At 42.2% G+C, this 23,606-nt stretch carries 11 protein-coding genes; 8 read left to right on the forward strand and 3 right to left on the reverse strand.

Features of this window, described 5'->3' with window-relative positions; all coding sequences use genetic code 11:
• Positions 1-572: 572 nt before the first annotated feature.
• The 8 genes from H8796_RS10355 (at position 573) to H8796_RS10390 (ending at position 20,740) form a co-directional block, all read left to right on the forward strand.
• A complete protein-coding gene (locus H8796_RS10355) occupies positions 573-4,526 on the forward strand; it encodes a helix-turn-helix domain-containing protein (protein WP_117934624.1) in 3,954 nt (1,317 codons plus the stop codon).
• Between the two features lie 280 nt (positions 4,527-4,806).
• The gene (locus H8796_RS10360; protein WP_117971439.1) at positions 4,807-7,944 is read left to right on the forward strand and encodes a TonB-dependent receptor; all 3,138 of its coding nucleotides are present in this window, start codon (positions 4,807-4,809) and stop codon (positions 7,942-7,944) included.
• 27 nt (positions 7,945-7,971) lie between these two features.
• Positions 7,972-9,597, forward strand: a complete 1,626-nt coding sequence (locus tag H8796_RS10365; protein ID WP_117934489.1) for a RagB/SusD family nutrient uptake outer membrane protein — start codon at positions 7,972-7,974, stop codon at positions 9,595-9,597.
• A gap of 306 nt (positions 9,598-9,903) precedes the next feature.
• Positions 9,904-12,189, forward strand: coding sequence for a GH92 family glycosyl hydrolase (locus H8796_RS10370; RefSeq protein WP_117934486.1), 2,286 nt, complete (start codon positions 9,904-9,906; stop codon positions 12,187-12,189).
• 8 nt (positions 12,190-12,197) lie between these two features.
• Entirely contained in the window at positions 12,198-14,543 is a 2,346-nt protein-coding gene (locus H8796_RS10375; protein WP_117934483.1) for a GH92 family glycosyl hydrolase, read from the forward strand.
• 12 nt (positions 14,544-14,555) lie between these two features.
• Positions 14,556-15,353, forward strand: coding sequence for a basic secretory family protein (locus tag H8796_RS10380; protein ID WP_117934481.1), 798 nt, complete (start codon positions 14,556-14,558; stop codon positions 15,351-15,353).
• Between the two features lie 9 nt (positions 15,354-15,362).
• Positions 15,363-18,608: a GH92 family glycosyl hydrolase gene (locus H8796_RS10385; protein ID WP_117934479.1), complete on the forward strand. Its 3,246-nt coding sequence runs from the start codon at positions 15,363-15,365 to the stop codon at positions 18,606-18,608.
• A 185-nt stretch (positions 18,609-18,793) separates the two neighbouring features.
• Positions 18,794-20,740 carry a glycoside hydrolase family 97 protein gene (locus H8796_RS10390; protein WP_117934477.1) on the forward strand — a complete coding sequence of 649 codons (1,947 nt, stop codon included), beginning with the start codon at positions 18,794-18,796 and terminating at the stop codon, positions 20,738-20,740.
• Between the two features lie 20 nt (positions 20,741-20,760).
• Here the strand turns inward: H8796_RS10390 and H8796_RS10395 are convergent, their stop codons facing one another.
• From H8796_RS10395 to H8796_RS10405, 3 genes are all read right to left on the reverse strand, one after another.
• A complete protein-coding gene (locus H8796_RS10395) occupies positions 20,761-21,549 on the reverse strand; it encodes a LytTR family DNA-binding domain-containing protein (protein ID WP_117934476.1) in 789 nt (262 codons plus the stop codon).
• Between the two features lie 19 nt (positions 21,550-21,568).
• Positions 21,569-22,633: a sensor histidine kinase gene (locus tag H8796_RS10400; protein ID WP_117934474.1), complete on the reverse strand. Its 1,065-nt coding sequence runs from the start codon at positions 22,631-22,633 to the stop codon at positions 21,569-21,571.
• Positions 22,634-22,702: 69 nt separating this feature from the next.
• Positions 22,703-23,596: an efflux RND transporter periplasmic adaptor subunit gene (locus H8796_RS10405; protein WP_117934472.1), complete on the reverse strand. Its 894-nt coding sequence runs from the start codon at positions 23,594-23,596 to the stop codon at positions 22,703-22,705.
• Between the last annotated feature and the right edge of the window lie 10 nt (positions 23,597-23,606).

Consider the following 23,606-nt stretch of genomic DNA (forward strand, 5'->3'; position numbering starts at 1 on the left):
GACAAGACAGGTGGTAGGTAACTACGATTTTTCAGGTGATTATTATGTCCATTCCAACAATCAGGGAAACACATGGGTACTTGGCAGTGGTGGAATTTATTATTATAATACAAAGCAGCAAAGTTTTATCCGAGTATAGACTTCAGCTTTACCTATGGAGTATATGGAGCAGCGTGCATTTGTGATTGATAATGGAGTTCTTTGGTTGTTTCCTTCTTCAGTTGTAACTGATTCAGTGTGCGTTGTTCAAACAGCCGATGGATTCTTGTATCAGATAATTTTAATTGGCAGGACTTTTTTCCGGTCTGGGGTAGCGAGACGGAGGTAAAGATTGTCTATTTCGCGGATGGGAGCTGGCAAGAATGGAAAAGGCAGACTCTTAGATTGTGTGAATTAGTAGTGAGGTAATTGCTGAAAAATAGAGTTGCTTGATAAAATAGAGTTGCATTTTCCGTATAAAAACGTATCTTTGTGTAAAGAGAATTAAAGACATCGATTATTAATGACTATTTTCTTTCGCAATGCGAAACAAAACATATAAGCGGTTGCCTGATATTTAATAGATGATATTAATGATTAACACAATGAAAATACGCTTGATTTTTCCTTTTGTTCTATTGATTTATTCATTGGTCTGTCAGGCAGATGGCGGTAAAGATTCATATATCTTCCGGAAAGTAGATTATCAGCAGGGATTATCCAATAGCGCTGTGCTGTGTCTTTTTCAAGACAATACAGGATTGATGTGGTTCGGTACTTACGATGGAGTGAATTGTTATGACGGCAGAAGCATGGAAGTTTTCCGCTCTGATTTTTCAGCCCCCAAAGCTTTGAGTAACAATGTGATTCATTCTATTCAGCAGGCGGATAATAATTGTTTGTGGGTTTCTACGCATTTAGGGATCAATCGCCTTTCACAAGATACGCGGCAAGTCGTCGGCTATTATGATTTTGCAGATGATTATTATTTACATTCCAATTCTAAAGGAAACACATGGGTGGTGAGTCATGATGGGATTTATTACTATAATACATCTTGCAAACGGTTTATGCAGGTTCAGAATCTGAAAGTCTCCATTGAAGATATGGATAAACGGGCATTTGTAACAGATGATGGTGTCTTGTGGATTTTTCCCCAACATACAGGAGAACTGTTGCAGGTTTCACAGGATGCTTTTGATTGCGACACATTATCCATTTATTCCACTGTTTCATCTGCCAATTTTCATGCGAAACCCATTGAAGATGTCTTTTATCAGAATGGTGTTCTTTGTTTTGTCGATAGTGAATATGACCTCTATGTTTATGATATTTCCCGACAGTCTAAAATATATATTCGTAACCTATCTCCATTAGTGCAGAAGTATGGCACAATTGCAGGAATAGCCCTTTTCTACGAAGATATTATCATAGGCTTTAGAACGAACGGATTGGTACGTCTTCGTACTTCGCAGAAATATCAAGAAGAAGTGGTTGACCGTAATATACGTATATACAGTATTTATCGAGACCCTCATCAGAATGTTTTATGGGTTGCTTCGGACGGACAAGGAACTATCATGTATGCGAAGAAATATTCTATTGCCACTAATCTAATACTCAATCAACTGTCGTCTAACTTAAGCAGGCAGGTACGCTCTGTTATGACAGACAATCGTGGTGGGCTATGGTTCGGGACGAAAGGTGACGGACTGTTGCATATACCGGATTACCGCGAGAGTGTAGATGCTTCTTCCGTTACAGTCTATTCTCCTGGAGGCAAGCAAAATGCTGCATCTTATATACGGTGGAATGAAGAATTTACTGTTTATAAACTGGTTCAGAGTCATTATATGGATGGCTTTTGGATTGGGTCTGGTGATCCGGGGCTTTTCTATTACTCTTTTGCAGATCAAGCTTTGCATGGTGTGGAGAATTTGTCGGCACAGCCCACCGAGATACATGGCATTTATGAGGAAAATGATAGTGTACTTTATGTGGTAACGGCCGGTTCCGGTTTCCGTAAGTTGATACTTGAGAAGAGGGCAGGTGGCATTCGTCTCAAATCGCAGAAAAGCTACCATTTCTTTCACGGTCAGCGGGAAATAACGATGTTCTATCCGATGCTGGCCGAGGGAGATTCAATATTGTGGCTTGGCAGTCGGGAAAAAGGACTCGTACGGTTTGATAAGCGAACAGAAGAGTATAAAGTGATTTCTCTGAAAGAAATGCTTCAAAAATCGGTAGACGACGTGCTTAGTTTGTATCGCACAAAAGAAGGACTCTTGTATGTGGGAACGACCTCCGGATTGGTATGTCTCAATTTTAATGGGAAACAGATGGAAGCCACTTATATAGGGCGGGAACAAGGGTTGCTCAATGATATGATTCATGGGATACTCGAAGATGAGAGCGGGCTTTTATGGCTTGGAACGAACCGGGGACTGATTAAATATAACCCGATAAACGGGTCATCACACGCATACTATTATAGTGCAGGTGTTCAGATTGGCGAGTTCAGTGATGATGCTTATTATATGTGTCCCTATACACGGGAACTTTTTTTCGGTGGGATTAACGGCTTGCTGTATCTGGATAAGGAAATGCAGACAGCTCCGGAATTCTATCCGGATATTTTGTTGCGTAAGTTGACGATTGGACGTACGCAGGTGCTTCAAGGAGATTATTATACGGATGATGGTAAGGCATTGCAATTTAAGGGGACGGAGATTTCGTTTACTCTTTCTTTTGTTGTGCCGGATTTTTTATCAGGAGAGGATATCGAATATTCTTACCAGCTGGAAGGATATGACAAAGACTGGACCTCTTTTAGTAGTATCAATGAAGCTTCATATACAGGAGTGTCGGCAGGTGATTATATCTTTAAAGTACGCTACAAGAGGGATGTGTTTGATACGGAATATCGGCATTTCTCTATTCCAGTGCATATTCTCTCTCCATGGTATCGTTCTGCACCGGCTTATCTTATTTATTTTATCTTTTTCCTGCTGTTGTTAGGTTACGTAGTATATTTGCTTCGTAAAAACTTCCTTCAGGAACGGATGATGAAAAGGCTGATGGGGACAGAAAGCCGCGGGAAATCCGGAACTTTCCATACGGATCGCAAAGTACTTGAAGATTTTACCCTTATTTATAATTATTGCGACCAGTTGCGTGCCGAGAATCTTTCTTATGAGCAATGTCTCGAGAAGGTGTCACTCATACGTGAAACGGTGATGACCGCCCTTCTAAACCCGGCCACTTTACACTTGGAAGAACTTAAGCAATTCTTTCCGGATCGGTTCATTGTTTCTGCGCGTATGAGTATCCAAGGAGTTTCCCAGGAAGTACTTCGTACATTGGAAGAACAAGGTATCGATCATTCTTCCATAACATCAGTGATACCGGAACATTTGACGTTTCCAGTCTATAAAAACGCATTGTACAGTATCCTTTATTGTTGCTATCTTCGGATTGCCGAAACGAAAGCTACACATGGGGTAATGGTAGATATGTCAGAACAAGACGGTAAGATGCAGCTACATTTTTCTTCTAAAGATGCTACGGTGAAAACACTCTATGAATACCTTTCTGGTGAGACCTCTTCTGTCGTAGAGAAAGATTCCGACCATGCATTTTGCATACATTTGTTGTTAGGGTTTGTCCGGTCAGCCTTAGAACGGATTCATGCCACTCTTCATTATGGCAACGATGAGAGCAGCAACCGACTGACGATTGTCTTTGAACCGGCAGTCTTAACCGTAGTTGGTGAACAAGGGAAGAAAACAGTACTTTTACTGGAAGACAGGGATGAAATGACTTGGTTAATCAGTAATTTTCTGGCTGATGAATATGTGGTTCATCAGGTAAAGAGTGTGCAGCTTGCTTTTGAAGAAATCCGTCGGTCGGCTCCGGCTTTGCTACTGGTGGATATGACCATGTATGTAGATGCCGAAAGCACTTTCATGGAGTATGTTAGCAGGAACCGTACCCTGCTTTCAAAGACAGCTTTTATTCCGTTGCTTACTTGGGAAGTGGGTTCAGCCATTCAGAAGGAGTTGATTTTGTGGTCTGATTCTTATATTGTGCTCCCTTATGATATTCTATTTCTGCGAGAGGTTGTCCATAATGCTATTTATGGAAAACGGGAAGCAAAACAGGTATATATGGAAGAGTTGGGAGATTTGGCAGGGCAGATTGTCTGTACAACTACCGAACAGGCTGATTTTATTCGTAAATTGCTAAAGGTAATCGAAGAAAATTTAGACAAGGAAGAATTAGGATCAACATTAATAGCCGATCGTATGGCGATGAGTTCCCGCCAGTTCTATCGTAAATTCAAAGAAATTTCCAATACAGCTCCTGGAGATTTGATAAAAAGTTATCGTATGGAGAAAGCGGCTCGCCTGTTACTTGATGAAGAGCTCTCTATCCAGGACGTTATTATGGAAGTAGGCATTTCCAGTCGTTCTTACTTTTATAAAGAATTTACCCGCCGGTTCGGGATGACACCGAAAGATTATCGGGAACAGCGAAAGGCAAACTGATTGCCGGGCGGGATTTCTTTTGTATTGATTAATTTTGCTGCATTATTATTAAACAGTTTGTCACTGTCTTGTGCTCTGATTTCCCTACTATAACTTTATTGTATTGATTATTAGTGTGTTAATTTGTGCTCTAATTGGTCACGGTGTGCTTTAGAAGTGTGTTTTTATTTTGCCGTTTTTTTGGCAAAATAGAGCATTTAACTTTTGTTTGAATGACCTTTATTTGCAACAATCTTTTTAAAGGGAATTAACCTTATTACTAATCAAATTTAAAGGAATTATGAATGAAAAACTAAAGTATCTTACCTTATTTGTAATAGGTATGATGTTGAGTTTGGGCATGAATGCTCAATCTGTAAAATCAATCTCCGGTACGGTAACCGATGATCAGGGAGAGGCGGTTATCAGTGGTACGGTGAAAGTTAAAAACGGTAGTATAGGAACAATCACTGACATTAACGGTAAATACACCCTCTCTGTTCCTTCCAATGCCACCTTGGTATTTTCGTATATTGGTTATATCACACAAGAATTTAAAGTTTCGGAATTAAAGAGTAATGTTCTGAACGTAGTTCTGCAATCGGATACGAAAGCACTGGACGAAGTAGTCGTTGTAGGTTATGGTACGATGCGTAAATCGGATTTGACAGGTTCTATTTCCACAGCCAAGGGTAAAGACATGCTGAAAGCACAATCTTTTAATGCGCTTGACGGATTGAAGGGTAAAGTGGCTGGTGTGAATATCTTCTCGAACACCGGTCAGCCGGGTGGAGAATCACGCGTCATTATTCGTGGTATTTCTACCATCAACGCATCAGCGTCACCGCTGTATGTAGTCGATGGAGTGGTCATGTCAAACTTCGAGTTGCTTAATCCGAATGACATAGAATCTATCGAAGTGCTGAAAGATGCTTCTTCTGCTGCTATCTACGGTGCCCGTGGTGCTAATGGTGTTATCATGGTGACCACCAAACGCGGTAGTGCAGGAAAGGGAGTTCATGTTTCCTATGACGGTTCGTTGTCTATCGGTATGATGGCCAAAAAAATAGACGTGATGGATGCTAACGAATGGATGGCTACCTTCAAGCAAGGATTGGAAAATGCCAACGAGTTTCAAGGTAAAAACTTCACAACAGATCTGTCGCAAATATTCACTGACGAACGGTTGTTCAATGCAGACGGTTCTCCGAAATACAATACCAACTGGCAGGATGAAGCATCCCGTACTGCGATCTCTCACAACCACCAGATCAGCATCCAACGTACAGGAGAAGGTTCTTCTATTGGAGCGTTCATTAATTATACTGACCAACAAGGTATCTTGCTGAACTCTTACTTCAAACGTATCAACGCCAAACTGGCATACGACGACAAACCGACCGATTGGCTGTCTACTTCCGTTAATTTGCTGGTGAATCATACTTGGGGTAACAGAACTTCTGATAACCCTTACGGACAAGGTGCATTGCGTACAATGATCGAACAGCTGCCTTTCTTGCCTGTGAAGCTGGATGGTGAATATACACAGACAAATATTATTAATACAAGTGCCATTCTTAACGATCAGTCCAATCCTAATAGTGGAAAACAAGGATTCAGTCCCGAAGGTGTAGGTAATCCTGTTGAGTTGCTTGAACGAATGGAGGCTATGCAATATCGTACCCAGATCTTTGGAAATGCCGCTTTGACTTTCCATCTCATGAAAGGGCTGGATCTGAAAACCCAGTTCGGTATCGATTATCATAATAATCGCGACGCTAACTACACACCGTTCACCCCGCGTCCTATGATTAATCAGAATTCTGAAGGAACAGCTTCTGCAAATAACTCCAACTCTTTCTATTGGCAGGAAGAAACCTACCTGACTTATGTGAAAGATATAAATAAACACCACATCAATGCGATGGCAGGTATGTCTTGGCAAGAGTATAATTATACCAAATTCGAAGCTTCCGACAGTAAGTATATTGATGACTTCTATGGATATTATAATTTAGGTTCCGGTACGAATCGTCCTTCTGTTGGCAGTGATTACGACAAGTGGGCAATGAACTCTTATTTCTTGCGTCTGGCATACTCTTATGACAACAAGTACATGGCTACCGTAACCGGTCGTTACGACGGTTCTTCTAAGTTCGGACAGAACAATAAATATGCATTCTTCCCGTCAGTAGGTTTGGGATGGATGATTTCTAACGAAGATTTCCTGAAAGATAATTCGCTGATCAGCAAACTGAAATTACATACTTCTTACGGTGTGACAGGTAACTCGGAAATCGGTACTTATAAGTCATTGGCTACAGTAAGCCAGTCGAATACGATCATTGGTGATGCTCTGCACGTTGTGTCTTATCTGGACAATATGCCTAATCCGGACTTGAAATGGGAAAAGACCGGACAATGGGATTTAGGATTCGAACTGGGTTTATTCAACAACAGACTGAATTTCGATATTTCCTATTATTATAAATATACTTCTGATTTGTTGCTCGACCGTCCGGTTCCCGAATCAACTGGTTATTCTTCTATCATGGATAATATCGGAGCTGTTTCCAATCGTGGTGTAGATATTCTAGTCACAGCATATCCTATCCAGACACATGATTTCCAATGGACTTCCACTCTTAATTTAGGTTTCAACAAGAACAAGGTAGAGAAGTTGGACGAAAGTGCCTCCGTTGACCCGGTTACCGGTAAGCGCCAGATTACAACCGACGGTTTTGTGGGTTACGATATGTTGATTCGTGAGGGTGAAGAACTCTCTTCTTTCTATGGTTATAAGCGTGCCGGTATTTATGATGGTATTCCGTCTAACTGGGATGCAGAGACAATGAACATACCTTCTACTATCGGTGAGAAGGTGACTTATAAGAAACGTGAAATTATAGGTAACGGACTACCCGACTGGATGGGCTCATTTATCAATACCTTTAATTATAAAGGATTCGATTTGACATTAGACTTCCAGTTCACATGGGGAGTAGATGTAATGCAAGAATATTATCACTCTACTGTAGCCCGTTTCCTCACCAACGGTATAGACCGTCTTTATAAGGAAGCATGGCATCCTACTCTCAACCCGACAGGTAAAGAACAGGCAATTCGCCTGAATAACTTCGGTCAGGGAGCTAATAACCAGGCAGATGACGATTGGGTTTGTAATGGTTCTTACTTGCGTTGTAACATGATTCAGCTCGGATATACTTTTAATCCGACACTGATCAAGAAGATCGGCCTTTCTTCATTGCGCTTGTATGCGAATGTGAATAACGCATTCCTGATTACTTCTAAGGACTATAATGGATACGATCCTGACAACTCTTCTCGTTTAGGTGACAACAAATGGGGGGCTAACCGCCAGTTCTTTACCTATCCGCGTCCGAGAACGTTTACGTTCGGTCTTAATGTAGCATTTTAATTCACCGTTATAAAAACTATAAGAATTATGAAACTATTAAAAGTATATATATCTGTATTGTGTATGTGTTCACTTTCTGTGTTGCTGAATTCATGCGACGATTTTCTGAAAGAAGAACCATTGGATATGAAGTCGTCTGACCAATTCTGGAAGACGAAAGCGGATGCGGAATCGGGTGTGAACGCATTGTATTTTGGGGGTGTACCTTATTTGCATAACACTGACGTAGGCGGTGGCTGGACTCCTAAAGCAACCATGTGGGGTGGCATTGTGTCCGGATTGTACGTTGATAAGCGTAAGGACAGAACATTTACTACTGCATCTGAAGGTTGTAATTTCAATATTGAGTCTTTCGATGAAATTGCAATGAAATACTGGCATGAGTTCTATAAAGGTATTTCACGTGCCAACTTTGTTATTGCCAATATTCCGACCATGACGGGTGTGCTGGATGAAGCTACTATTAATAATTATGTGGCTCAAGGTAAATTCTTCCGTGCGTACGGATATTTCTGGCTAGTCAAAGAATTTGGCGGTGTTCCTTATATATCAGAGCCTTATACTTCTACGGAGGGTATGTACAAAGAACGTCTTTCTGCCGAAGAGATTTATGCGAAGATTGAAGCTGACTTGCTGGATATTGTCAACGGAGATGCATTGCCCAATAAGACGTTCTATGAGAATGGTTGTTATGTTACCAGAGCAATGGCACAGACCTTACTGGCACAAGTTTATCTGCAATGGGCGGGAGCGCCGTTGAATGGTGGAACAGAGTATTATGGTAAGGCTGCACAGATGGCTTTGAAGGTAATCAATGATGGTCCTCACAGCCTTATTGATCCGAATGGGACGACTGATGATCTGAAATCTGCGTATAATGTGATTAAAACTACAAAAGAGTCTGCTGAAATCATCTATGCTAAAGAATATAATTATAGTGATTATAGTGTAGGTAACTCTTATGCTTGCCGTTCTATTGGTACAGATGCTTTCCAGTGGGGAGTGTTCCATCCGGGAGGAGACGTGTTGTATAACGCATATCTTCCTTGTGATATGTTGATTGACAGTTATGCAGATAATGATATCCGGGGACATGAGAAACAGTTCTTCTTTAGGGAATATGAAGATGCAGACGGAGTGAAGCATACTTTGAACAATGTAGGAAACTGGGCATGGTTTGATGAGAGTTCCTTGATTAACGGTCATGACGGAGATTATAATATGCCGGTATTCCGTTATGCGGAGGTTTTGCTGATTGCTGCCGAAGGTTTGGCGCGAACAGGACAGGAAGGCAATGCTGTTGGTGGTGCTAAATATTACCTTAACCAAGTACGTAAACGCGCAGGATTGGCGGATGAGACAGCTACAGGAAACGATTTGATACAGTCTATTTTAACTGAACGTTTGCATGAGTTGCCGTTAGAATTTAAGATTTGGGATGACATTCGTCGTACTCGCTTATATCCGGAAGCATCTACTGAAGCAGGAAAATTGAAATGGACTGCTCTTGCATCGGCTCAAATCCAGAACAAACCTGATGGAAGCACAAGAGCCGGAGCCATTCCTGAATATGCTTTGTTATGGCCTATCCCGTTGGATGAAATTCAGGCTAACCCATCTTTGGAAGGACACCAGAATCCGGGATGGAATTAATCAGGTAATAATAAATAGTTGTTTCTAGTGAAATTGGAGAGAGGGTAAAGGCAAATTATCCTCTCTCTCTCACTTAAACGGTTAGTCTGATGGTTGTACTCTCGTAATACGTGCATATTCATTATGTGTTGATCCTCAATTATTTAACTTGTACTCTCATTGACATTCTTATCCTTTGATTGACTATATTAATGTTTCTTCTTATTTTGTCGTATCAGAGGACTGATAATTGCCGAAAGATGCTTTAATTTGTAACGTAAATAAAAACACTTGATAATCTAGTATTAATAGCTTAATTTGTAGACCATGAATAAAAAGAAACTACTATCTTTCGCAATAGCCCTGCTATTGGGGGGGGCCTCTACATTTGCTCAAAAGGCACCTGTAGACTATGTGAATCCTTTGATGGGGACTGATTCGAAAATCTCGTTATCTAATGGAAATACCTATCCTGCTATTGCTTTGCCTTGGGGTATGAATTTCTGGATGCCGCAGACCGGGAAAATGGGTGATGGCTGGGCCTATACTTACGCTTCGGATAAAATCCGTGGCTTCAAGCAAACCCACCAGCCCAGTCCCTGGATCAATGATTACGGTCAGTTTTCAATCATGCCAATGACTAAACAGTTGAAGATCGACCAGGAACAGCGCGCTTGTTGGTTCTCTCATAAAGCGGAGAAAGCCACTCCTTATTATTATAGCGTTTATCTGTCAGAGTATGACATGACAACAGAAATAGCTCCGACCGAGCGTTGTGCTTATTTCCGTTTCACTTTCCCCGAAACAAACAATGCCTATGTGGTGGTAGACGCCTTCGACCGTGGTTCTTATGTGAAGGTGATTCCCGAAGAGAATAAGATCGTCGGATATACTACACGTAATAGTGGCGGCGTTCCACAGAATTTCAAGAATTACTTTGTTATAGAGTTCGACAAGCCTTTTACTTTTAATAAAGTATGGGCAGATTATCATTTGGTAGAAAAACACCTTGAATTACAGTCCAATCATGTTGGAGCAGCTATCGGTTTTGCAACGAAGAAAGGCGAACAGGTACATGCAAAAGTAGCATCCTCGTTTATCAGTCCCGAACAGGCTGAACTGAATCTGAAAGAAATTGGGAATAAAACTTTCGAACAGACAAAAGCAGCGGGACGGAAAGCCTGGAATGATGTGTTGGGCCGTATCAAAGTCGAAGACAACGATGAGAACCGTATGCGTACATTCTACTCCTGCCTGTATCGTTCGGTGCTGTTTCCCCGTATGTTCTATGAGGTGAATGCTAAGGGAGAGACGGTTCATTATAGTCCTTATAATGGTGAAATCCGTCCGGGATATATGTTTACCGATACCGGATTCTGGGATACTTTCCGCTGCCTGTTCCCATTTGTCAATCTGGTATATCCTTCGATGGGCGAAAAGATGCAGGAAGGTTTGTTGAATACCTATCTTGAAAGCGGATTCTTCCCGGAATGGGCAAGTCCCGGACATCGCGGCTGCATGGTTGGAAACAATTCCGCTTCTGTAGTGGCAGATGCTTTCATGAAGAACGTGACCAAAGCGGATGCGGAGAAAATGTACGAAGGTCTGCTGAAAGGAGCCAATAGTGTGCATCCTAGAGTTTCTACTACCGGACGTCGTGGATACGAATATTATAATAAACTGGGCTATGTGCCTTATGATGTAAAAATCAATGAGAACGCTGCACGTACGTTGGAATATGCTTATGATGACTGGTGCATCTATCGCATGGGTGAGAAGTTGGGACGTCCTGCGGAAGAACTGGAACTTTATAAGAAGAGAAGCCAGAACTACCGCAACTTGTTTGATCCGGAAACGAAGCTGATGCGCGGCAAAAATTCCGATGGAACTTTCCAGACGCCTTTCAATCCGTTTAAATGGGGAGATGCCTTTACCGAAGGAAACAGCTGGCATTATACATGGTCTGTCTTTCACGATCCGCAGGGACTCATCGATCTGATGGGCGGCAAGAAGATGTTTGTGAGCATGCTTGATTCGGTATTCAGTCTTCCTCCTATATTCGACGACAGTTATTACGGTGGAGTGATTCATGAAATCCGTGAAATGGAAATAGCTAATATGGGTAATTATGCACATGGCAATCAACCGATCCAGCACATGATTTACCTGTATAATTATGCCGGGGAACCTTGGAAAGCACAATACTGGCTGCGTGAGGTAATGACCCGCTTGTACTTCGCCACTCCGGATGGATATTGTGGTGACGAGGATAACGGACAAACTTCCGCCTGGTATGTGTTTACGGCACTGGGTTTCTATCCGGTATGTCCGGGTAGCAATGAATATGTGATGGGAGCTCCTTATTTCAAGAAAGCAACCATTACCTTGGAGAATGGCAAGAAGCTTGAAATTTCTGCTCCTAAGAATAGTGATGAGAATCGTTATATCCGTTCATTGAACTATAATGGAAAGAGTTACACAAAGAATTATCTGAATCATTTTGATTTATTGAAAGGAGGACGACTGCTGTTCGATATGGATAATAAACCCAATAAGGGAAGAGGTGTGAATGAAACTGACTATCCATATTCTTTCTCTCGTGATAAAAAGTAAATAGATATATGTACGGTATAAAGAAGACAATAGGGATAATAGCTGTGGCGGCGGTTGCAATGTCGTCCGCCATGGCTCAACAGCCGGTAGATTATGTGAATCCGATCATCGGCACGAATGGTATGGGACATACTTTTCCTGGTGCTTGTACACCTTTCGGGTGGGTGCAACTAAGTCCGGACACAGACACAATTCCACATAACATAAATGGGGCTTATCAGAAGAACGCTTATGAATATTGCGCCGGTTATCAGTATCGGGACAAGACGATTGTCGGCTTCAGTCATACGCATCTTAGCGGAACGGGACATTCGGACTTGGGTGATATTTTGTTGATGCCTGCTACCGGTGCACTGAAATTGAGTCCCGGCAGGGCGGATCATCCGGATGAGGGCTATCGTTCCCGTTTCAGTCATGCTACGGAAAAGGCAACTCCCGGATATTATGAAGTGATGCTGGATGATTATGGCATAAAGGCACAGCTGACAGCAACGCAACGGGTAGGAGTTCATAAATACACTTTCCCTAAAGGAAAAGACGGTCATCTTATCCTTGACCTGGTTCATGGCATATACAACTACGACGGCAAAGTGCTCTGGGCCAACTTGCGGGTGGAGAATGATACGTTATTGACAGGCTATCGCATCACAAACGGATGGGCGAGAACCAACTATACCTACTTCGCTATTTCTTTGTCGCAACCTGTCAGAGACTATGGCTATAAGGATAAAGAAAAGGTGCTTTACAATGGCTTCTGGCGTCGCTTCCATATGGCCAAGAACTTCCCGGAGATTACGGGACGTAAGATTGTAGCCTATTTCAATTTCGATACAGCCCAAGAACCGGAACTGGTTGTGAAAGTAGCACTCTCTGCTGTCAGCACCGAGGGAGCTGTTAAGAATCTGCGCGCCGAAGCTTCCGGAAAGAGCTTTGAACAGCTGGCTGAAGCAGCCCGTACAGACTGGAATAATGAACTGGATCATTTTGAAGTAGAAGGAACTGCCGATCAGAAAGCAATGCTTTACACTTCGCTTTATCATACGATGATTAATCCGTCGGTCTATATGGATGTGGATGGATCTTATCGCGGTCTGGATCATAATATTCATCAGGCGAAAGGCTTCACGAATTATACCATATTCTCACTTTGGGATACATACCGCGCAGAACATCCGTTTCTGAATTTGGTAAAACCTGAACGAAATTCGGACATGGTGGAGTCGATGATAAAGCATGAACAGCAGAGTGTGCACGGAATGCTGCCTGTCTGGAGTATGATGGGGAATGAGAACTGGTGTATGAGCGGATATCATGCCGTATCAGTGTTGGCTGATGCCATTACTAAAGGAGTCTTTTCCAATGTGGATGAGGCTTTGGCTGCCATGGTAAGTACTTCTACTGTACCTTATTATGAAGGAGTAGCAGATTACATGAAGCTGGGTTATATCCCATTGGATAAGAGCGGTACAGCCGCTTCCTCCACGTTGGAATATGCCTACGATGACTGGACCATTTATCAGACTGCCTTGAAATCCGGAAAAAAGGATATTGCGGAAACCTATCGGAAGCGTGCCTTGAATTACCGTAATATCTATGATACTACGATTGGCTTTGCCCGTCCCCGTTATAGCGACGGTTCATTCAAGAAAGATTTCGATGTATTGCAGACCTATGGCGAGGGCTTTATTGAAGGGAATTCCTGGAACTTCTCTTTTCACGTGCCGCATGACGTGTTTGGGATGATGGACCTGATGGGAGGAGAAAAGACGTTTGTCGATAAATTGGATAAACTGTTTTCCATGCATCTACCGGAGAAATATTACGAGCATAACGAGGATATCACAGCAGAATGTCTGGTTGGCGGGTATGTGCATGGCAATGAACCGAGCCACCATGTCCCTTATCTCTATGCCTGGACCTCCGAACCGTGGAAGACCCAGTACTGGCTACGTGAAATCCTGAACAAAATGTATAAGAACGATATCAACGGTTTGGGTGGTAATGACGATTGCGGACAGATGTCTGCATGGTATCTTTTCTCGGTGATGGGATTCTATCCGGTTTGCCCGGGAACGGATCAATATGTATTGGGATCACCGTATCTGCCTTATCTGAAGTTGAAGCTTCCCAATGGGAATACGTTGGAGATTAAGGCTCCCGGTGTCAGTGATAAGAGACGTTATGTACAGTCGCTGAAGCTGAATGGAAAAATCTATGATAAGATGTACCTCACGCATGAAGATATACTGAAAGGCGGGGTACTTGAGTTTAAGATGTCTGCATCGCCGAACAAGCGTCGTGGTTTGTCGGCAGAAGACAAGCCTTACTCATTAACCAAAGGTATTAATAAATAATAGAATAAAGATATGAAAAAGAGACATTTGATCTATGTAGCCTGCCTGTTGGTAGCTATGGGGGCTTGTTCGGCAACCTCAAAAGAACGCGCTAAAATAACGCCTGATGCATGGGGTAAATATAATGTAGGAACCGTCTTATTTGAGGATAAAGCACCGGAAACGAAGGGCTCGGATATTTATCACCGGATTATTCCCGATGCGGAATCGTATATCAAAGCGCAGGCACGTGAAGTATTGGCTACGCTATATAATTCGCCGGAAGATAGTATTCCTACGGTAAATAAAATACATTATACGTTGGAAGATATCGAAGGCGTTTCTGCCAAAGGTGGTGGTAATGGGGATGTAACAATCTTCTATAGTACACGGCATATTGAGAAATCATTTGCTGCCAATGATACGGCAAAATTGTTTTTTGAAACACGCGGAGTACTCTTGCATGAACTGACACATGCTTATCAGTTGGAACCGCAAGGGGTTGGCTCATACGGTACTAATCGGGTGTTCTGGGCATTTATTGAGGGTATGGCAGATGCGGTGCGTGTGGTAAATGGTGGTTTTGACGGTCCTAACGCACGTCCGAAAGGCGGGAACTATATGGACGGGTATCGTACAGCGGGTTATTTTTTCGTTTGGTTGCGTGATAATAAGGACCCGGAGTTCTTGCGTAAATTCAATCGCAGTACGTTGGAGGTGATTCCCTGGTCGTTTGATGGAGCGATCAAGCATATTTTAGGGAATGAATATAACATTGATGAACTGTGGCACGAGTATCAGGTAGCTGTGGGAGATATACAAGCACAATAAAGAATAAATATGATCTGTAGATTTGGTAAAAAGAGATTGTTTTTGGTTTGGTCGTGTCTGGTGAGTATCTTGCCGGGCATGGCTCAAACCGAGAAACTGATTGATTACGTGAATCCGTTTGTTGGGACAGACGGTTATGGGAATGTTTATCCGGGTGCACAAATACCTTTCGGAGGAATTCAGATGAGCCCGGACACAGACAGTAAATACTATGACGCAGCCTCCGGTTATAAATATAATCATTCTACTTTGCTGGGATTCAGTCTGACTCACTTAAGTGGGACGGGCATACCTGATTTAGGAGATTTTCTGTTCATTCCCGGAACTGGAGAAATGAAACTGGACCCGGGTACTCGTGAGGAACCGGAGAAGGGATATCGTTCCCGCTATTCACATGAGAAGGAATGGGCTTCTCCCAATTATTATGCTGTGGAATTGACTGATTATGGAGTGAAAGCTGAAATGACATCAGGAATACGTAGTGGTATGTTTCGCTTTACTTATCCTCAATCAGACAAGGCTTTCATAATGATTGATATGAATCATACTTTATGGCAGTCTTGTGAATGGGCGAATCTGCGGATGGAAAATGATTCCACTATTACCGGTTATAAATTGGTGAAAGGTTGGGGACCTGAACGACACGTTTATTTTACGGCTACTTTCTCCAAGAAGCTGAAAGGCTTACGTTTTATGCAGGATAAGAAACCGGTAGTTTACAATACTTCCCGCTTTCGTAGTAGCTATGAGGCTTGGGGAAAGAACTTGATGGCTTGTATTTCTTTCGAAACGAAGGCCGGAGAGGAAGTGATTGTGAAAACTGCTATTTCGTCTGTTAGCACCAACGGAGCAAAAAATAATATGAAAGAGCTTGCGGGGCTGACTTTTAATGACCTGAAAGCGAAAGGTGAAGCTCTGTGGGAAAAGGAATTGGGAAAATATACACTTACCGCTGATCGCAAAACGAAAAGAACTTTTTATACGTCAGCTTATCATGCCGCTCTGCACCCGTTCATCTTTCAGGATGCGGACGGTCAGTTCTGTGGCTTGGATAAGAATATAGAGAAAGCAGAGGGCTTTACCAATTATACGGTCTTCTCTCTTTGGGATACGTATCGTGCTCTGCATCCCTGGTTCAATTTGGTTCAGCAGGATGTTAATGCGAATATTGCCAATTCAATGCTGGCACATTATGACAAGAGTGTGGAGAAAATGCTTCCCATCTGGTCTTTCTATGGAAATGAAACCTGGTGTATGATTGGTTATCATGCTGTTTCCGTACTGGCAGACATGATTGTGAAAGGAGTGAAAGGCTTTGATTACGAACGTGCGTACGAAGCCATGAAGACCACAGCGATGAATCCGAATTATGACTGTCTGCCGGAGTATCGTGCCATGGGATATGTCCCTTTCGATAAAGAAGCGGAATCGGTGTCGAAAACATTGGAATATGCTTATGATGATTATTGCATTGCGCAGGCTGCCAAGGCTTTGGGTAAGGAAGATGATTATCGTTATTTCCTGAATCGTGCGCTTTCTTATCAGACCTTGATTGATCCTGAAACGAAATATATGCGTGGTAGGGACAGTAAGGGAAACTGGCGTACACCATTCACTCCGGTGGCTTATCAAGGTCCCGGTTCTGTGCATGGATGGGGAGATATAACGGAAGGCTTTACTGTTCAGTATACGTGGTACGTTCCTCAAGATATACAAGGTTATATGAATGAAGCTGGTGAAGATTGGTTCCGTAACCGATTGGATGAATTGTTCACTGTAGAATTGCCGGATGATATTCCAGGTGCACATGATATACAGGGACGTATTGGTGCTTATTGGCATGGCAATGAACCTTGTCATCATGTGGCCTATCTTTATAATTATCTGAAAGAACCTTGGAAGTGTCAGAAATGGGTTCGTACTATTGTTGACCGTTTCTATGGAGATACACCGGATGCGTTGAGTGGGAATGATGATTGTGGGCAGATGTCAGCCTGGTATATGTTCAACTGTATCGGTTTTTATCCGGTTGCTCCGTCGAGTAATGTGTATAATGTCGGTTCTCCTTGTGTAGAAGCGATAACCGTTCGGATGAGTAATGGAAAATCTATTGAAATGGTAGCGGATAATTGGTCACCGAAGAATGTGTATGTGAAGGAATTGTATGTCAATGGTAAGAAGTATGATAAATCTTATTTGAAGTATGAAGATATACGTGATGGCGTGAAGTTACGTTTTGTGATGAGCAGTAAACCGAACTATAAACGTGCGGTATCGGATGAGGCAGTGGCTCCATCGTTGTCTCTTCCGGGAAAAACAATGAAGTATCAAACAGGTTTTTCAGAGAATAAAAAAAGTGGAAATCCCCTTTTTAAAGGCTGGTATGCTGACCCTGAAGGAGTGGTCTTTGATAATGAATATTGGATTTATCCCACATATTCGGCAAGTTACGATGAGCAAATTTTTATGGATGCTTTTTCTTCTACTGATCTGGTACATTGGGAGAAGCATCCTAAGGTACTTGCGAAAGAGAATATCAGTTGGCTTCGGCGTGCTCTTTGGGCACCTGCGGTACTTCATGCGAATGGGAAGTACTATCTCTTTTTCGGTGCAAATGATATCCAGAATAATAATGAATTGGGAGGAATTGGCGTAGCTACGGCGGATAGTCCTGCTGGTCCTTTTAAAGATGCCTTGGGTAAGCCGTTGATTGATAAGATCGTTAATGGGGCACAACCTATTGATCAGTTTGTGTTCAAAGATGATGACGGGCAATATTACATGTACTATGGTGGTTGGGGACATTGTAATATGGTGAAAATGGCTCCGGATCTATTAAGTATCGTTCCATTCGAGGATGGAACGATGTACAAAGAAGTCACTCCGGAAAACTATGTGGAAGGTCCATTCATGTTGAAACGTAATGGGAAATATTATTTCATGTGGTCGGAAGGTGGTTGGGGACTCCCGAACTATAGTGTAGCATATTCTATTTCAGATTCCCCTTTCGGTCCATTTAAAAGAGTGGGTAAAATCCTGGAGCAGGACCTTTCGGTAGCCACAGGAGCGGGACATCATTCGGTGATAAAAGGTGCTGGAGAAGATGAATGGTATATTGTTTATCATCGTCGTCCGTTGGGAGAAACTGCAGCGAATAGTCGTGCAACCTGCATTGATCGGATGTATTTTGATGAAAAGGGGTATATTAAGCCGGTGAAGATGACTTTTGAGGGAGTATCGCCTAGTCCTCTATGATGTTAGATGAGATTCTGATATATTGAAATTCTCCGTTGTAATCTAGGTAATAATAGACTATAACGGAGAATTCCTTTCTTATTTGAAACATGAGAATATACACGATGGTGTGAAGTTGTTTAAACATAATCTTTATCTTTGCATAAAGGCTTTCAAATAATATGGTATAACATAAAATAAAAACAATGAGAAAGTATTTATTGCTATCAATGTTCCTGTGCTTGGTATCGTTACTTCATGCCCGGAATAAGTTTGAGTTAGTTTCTCCTAATGGAGAAATAAAAGTGTCATTCAATCTCTCGGATAAAATCTATTATAGTATAGATTATAACGGAGATGTATTGTTGAAAGATAACTATCTTCAGTTGACTCTAAAAAATCAAGTGTTGGGGCAGAATCCCAAGTTGCGTCGTCAGAAGCGTACGAGTATCGACGAACATTTGACTCCTGTTGTACCTTTGAAATATTCGAAAGTCAATAATCGTTATAATCAATTGCTGCTAACCTTCAAAGACTATTCTGTAGAATTCCGCGCTTTTGACGATGGAGTTGCTTACCGATTTATTACTTCACGAAAAGGTGATGTTGAAGTAATGGGCGAAGAGTTTGCGATCAACTTTCCGTCGGATTATTTGCTTCACTTGCAACAACCGGGAGGATTCCATACAGCTTATGAGGAACCTTACACACATGTTCAAAGTAATGCATGGAAGCCTGAAGAACGGATAGCAGTTTTGCCGGTATTGATTGATACACAAAAAGACTATAAAATATTAATCAGCGAGTCGGATTTGGCTGATTATCCATGTATGTTTCTCAAAGGAACGGGTACAAACGGAGCAATCTCTGTTTTTCCTAAAGCTCCGCTTGCGTTTGCCGAAAACAGTGATCGTAGTGTGAAGATTACTCAAGAAGCAGATTATATTGCCAAGACAAAAGGTACAAGAAATTATCCTTGGCGTTACTTTGTGATAAGTAAGAATGATAAACAGTTGATTGAAAACACAATGACCTATCGGCTTGCTGAAAAGAATCAACTTCAGGATGTTTCATGGATAAAGCCGGGGCAGGTAAGCTGGGAATGGTGGAACGATGCCTCTCCTTACGGACCCGATGTGGATTTTGTTTCCGGCTATAATCTGGAAACTTACAAGTATTATATCGACTTTGCTTCAAAATTCGGCATTCCTTATATTATTATGGACGAAGGTTGGGCCAAAAGTACTCGTGACCCTTACACACCGAACCCCAAAGTCAATTTGCATGAACTAATTCGTTATGGCAAAGAAAAGAATGTAGGGATTGTGCTCTGGCTGACATGGTTGACAGTGGAAAACAATTTTGACCTGTTCAAGACTTTCAATGAATGGGGAGTGAAAGGACTTAAAATTGATTTCATGGACAGAAGTGACCAGTGGATGGTCAACTATTACGAACGGGTAGCTCGCGAAGCGGCTAAACATAATTTATTTGTCGATTTTCATGGTTCTTTCAAACCGGCAGGATTAGAATATAAATATCCGAATGTGCTCTCTTATGAAGGAGTACGTGGTATGGAACAAATGGGAGGCTGCTATCCGGATAACAGTCTGTATTTACCGTTTATGCGTAATGCTGTCGGGCCGATGGATTATACTCCCGGAGCAATGATTAGTATGCAACCTAATGTGTATAGATCAGAACGTCCGAATTCTGCCAGTATCGGAACACGGGCTTATCAGCTGGCATTATTTGTGGTTTTCGAAAGCGGCCTGCAGATGTTGGCGGATAATCCGACTCTTTATTATCGCAATGAAGATTGTACCCGCTTCATCACACAAGTTCCCGTAACTTGGGACGAGACTGTGGCATTGGAAGCTAAAGCGGGTGAATATGTAATTGTGGCGAAACGCAAAGGTGATAAGTGGTTCATAGGAGGAATCACCAACAATGGTGAAAAGGAACGTGAATTTACCATCAATCTGGATTTTCTGAATAAGGATCGTTCCTATCGGATGACATCTTTCGAAGATGGTATCAATGCAGGACGTCAGGCGATGGATTATCGTTGTAAGTCGTCGCAGGTGAAAACCGGAGAACAGTTGACTGTGAAGATGGCCAGAAACGGAGGTTTTGCAGCCGTCATTGAGTAAAAAAACATCGATTAGAGTGGTTATCTTCTTGAGAACCACTCTTTGAACTCTGCTACTCTCGCCTTGCTGACAAGTATTTTTTCTTTGATTCTGGAATAACGCAAATTGATGGACAGTCGACTGTTAAACCATAAATCAATATCTTTGATAGCTTCTCTTGAAATTAGATATTGGCGGTTGGCACGAAAGAAAAGACTGGGATTGAGACAATCAGTGAGTTCATCCAATGTTTGGGAAAAGCAATATTCCGTTCCATCGGTTAAGACTACTTTCACTTGACAATCTTTAATATAGAACAATTGTATCATATCTACGGAGACAGGCAATAGCTTGTCTCCTTTTGTAGGAATGAGGAAATGGCTTTTGTAGTTTTCCTGTTTTTTGAGTGAATGTATAAGTTTCAGTAGCTCGTTCTCCTGCTGTGGAAGAGGGGGGTGATGCTTATCAATGACATCCTGTAAACCCTCCAACTTATTGAAAGCATGTTCTATGTCTTCTTTACCAATGGGTTTTAATAAGTAGTCGATGCTATTCACTTTGAATGCGCGTAGTGCATATTCATCGTAGGCGGTTGTAAAGATAATCGGGCAAGTGATGCTGACATGATTAAAGATTTCGAAAGCAGAGCCATCTGCCAGGTGAATATCCATAAACACCAGTTCCGGCATCGGATGGGAACTGAACCACTCGATAGTGGAACTGATACTATCTAGTATAGCCTCAATTCTTGCATCCGGTTTTACCTCGTTGAGCAGTGAAGTCAGGTTTCGTACTGCTGCTTTCTCGTCTTCTATAATGACAGTCTTCATGGTATTATAGCAATAATCATTATTCTTGTAGTGATGCTGCAATCAGAGGAATGCAGACAGTAAACTCTTTATCTTCTGTTATTTGTATGTCCCGTTTAAACAAGAGCCTGTATCGTTTGGCAAGGTTGGCTAGTCCGATGCCCGTTCCGGGAGTTGCAGTCCATTTGGGTTGAATGTCGTTACTGACGGATAAATTGCCATTATCGTCCGTTGTGATATGGATGGTCAGAGGCTTTCGGTTACTGATCTCGTTGTGCTTTACTGCATTTTCAATCAGTACTTGCACTGCCATTGGAGGAAGGAGATGTTCTTCGTATGCATTGTTTATCTGTATGTCGAATTGCAGATTGTTCTCAAAACGCATCTTTAACAGAAATATGTAAGCAGAAGCAAATTCCATTTCTTCCCGGAGGCTGACACTTTGTGACTCATTGCTTTGTAAAGTATATCTTAGTACCCGGGAGAGTTCCTGGATGTAATCCTGGGCTTTATCCTGATTTTCGCGTACCAGTGAACGCAGTGTATTCAGCGAATTGAACAGCATATGTGGATTAAGCTGATTTTTCAGGACTTCATATTGATTGCGAATATTTTCCGCCTGAAGCTGTTCATTTTCAATAAGTACCTGTTGTTGCCGATATATCAGGTGAATAATGCAACAACTGCTGGTGACAAGACATGCTACAATGAAATCTCGCAATGGATGCAGATAATGATGTACCATGGCATCGATGGCCGGAATATCAAATGTTCGGTGCAGGAAAACAAATACCTGCCCTGACAGGTTACTCAATATCCATGTCAGGACAAAGGATAGCAGGATCTTTGTTCCTGTAATCTTGATGGAGGATTGATTGAAATGGAATAACCGGGTATTGATAGCGAAAAGCAGCAGTAGGGACAGGAAAGTGAATAGTATTTCATTTGCCACATCGATGAATTTCATGCCTGGAAATAGGGAATGGCTTTCGAAACGGTCGAAAAGCGATACCGATTCCGGGAAATGAATCAGTACAGCTACCGCCAGCGAGATGATGATTGTGGAAAGTATATACTTATCTTTTTTTATTGCTTTTGCTATCATACAACAAAGATAGTGGTTAATTACGAATTACCCATTACAAAACGTGAATGCCGTAGCCCGATTGACAGATTATTGTTTCTGAATGTGTGCAGTGACGTACATACCGGGCCGGAATTGTGGATTTGTCTCCTTAATGGAAGCATATACCTCGAGCGAACGATTGGTTTCGTCCACCTTTTGTCCGATAGAAATCACTGTGCCATGAAAAGTCTGTGTTCCCATTCCGTTCGCACGAAACTGTACCGGACTGCCGACCTGTATGTCTACGAGATCTTTTTCGTAAGTAGTCAGGCAAAGCATCGGGGCACTTTTATCTATGAGTTCGCAAAGTGCTTCGCCCGGATTGATATATTTGCCGACATTCATTGCTACATTGGCTGCATAACCGCTGATAGGAGCTTTGACTTCCAATAGTGGCTGTATTCCGTTCCTAAGTAATGTTTCCGGATGGACACCTAAAAGAGAAAGTTGTGCGGCTGCAGCATCTTGGCGACTTTTCATAGAAAGATAATCCGCTTTACTTTGCTGGAATTTCTTTTGAGAAGCAGCTTGTTCGGCAGAAAGATTTTTTTGGCGTTCGTATTCTGCCTGGAGATATTCTGTTTGCGCGTGACTGTCCAGATAGGTTTGTTGAAGGGTGATAAACTCCGGATTTTCTAATGTGGCGATGACACTGTTTGCAGCCACCCGTTGTCCTGGCAGTAGAGAGGCTTTTTTTATGATACCTCCCATAGTCAAAGCGATGGTTGCCTGACGTTGGGGAGGAAGAACTATTCGCCCGTTGAACGAAACCTGATTAGGCTTTGAGGTGGCTGAAGTGATAGCGTCCACTTCGGGTTGTGCGATGGTGTCTGTTGGCATTTCGGCAACGGGGGACGTGGAAGATTTGTCGTTCGTAGTTTGCTGGTTTCCCTTGCAAGCTACCAGCGCAAGTAAAAGGATTGGATAAACTATCTTTTTCATATACTATGTT

This window comes from Bacteroides sp. M10, assembly GCF_014334015.1.
Lineage (GTDB): Bacteria > Bacteroidota > Bacteroidia > Bacteroidales > Bacteroidaceae > Bacteroides > Bacteroides intestinigallinarum.

Coding starts and splice junctions, on each gene's coding strand:
- H8796_RS10355 (WP_117934624.1), top strand. CDS start 573: ATGATTAACACAATGAAAATACGCTTGATTTTTCCTTTTGTTCTATTG.
- H8796_RS10360 (WP_117971439.1), top strand. CDS start 4,807: ATGAATGAAAAACTAAAGTATCTTACCTTATTTGTAATAGGTATGATG.
- H8796_RS10365 (WP_117934489.1), top strand. CDS start 7,972: ATGAAACTATTAAAAGTATATATATCTGTATTGTGTATGTGTTCACTT.
- H8796_RS10370 (WP_117934486.1), top strand. CDS start 9,904: ATGAATAAAAAGAAACTACTATCTTTCGCAATAGCCCTGCTATTGGGG.
- H8796_RS10375 (WP_117934483.1), top strand. CDS start 12,198: ATGTACGGTATAAAGAAGACAATAGGGATAATAGCTGTGGCGGCGGTT.
- H8796_RS10380 (WP_117934481.1), top strand. CDS start 14,556: ATGAAAAAGAGACATTTGATCTATGTAGCCTGCCTGTTGGTAGCTATG.
- H8796_RS10385 (WP_117934479.1), top strand. CDS start 15,363: ATGATCTGTAGATTTGGTAAAAAGAGATTGTTTTTGGTTTGGTCGTGT.
- H8796_RS10390 (WP_117934477.1), top strand. CDS start 18,794: ATGAGAAAGTATTTATTGCTATCAATGTTCCTGTGCTTGGTATCGTTA.
- H8796_RS10395 (WP_117934476.1), bottom strand. CDS start 21,549: ATGAAGACTGTCATTATAGAAGACGAGAAAGCAGCAGTACGAAACCTG.
- H8796_RS10400 (WP_117934474.1), bottom strand. CDS start 22,633: ATGATAGCAAAAGCAATAAAAAAAGATAAGTATATACTTTCCACAATC.
- H8796_RS10405 (WP_117934472.1), bottom strand. CDS start 23,596: ATGAAAAAGATAGTTTATCCAATCCTTTTACTTGCGCTGGTAGCTTGC.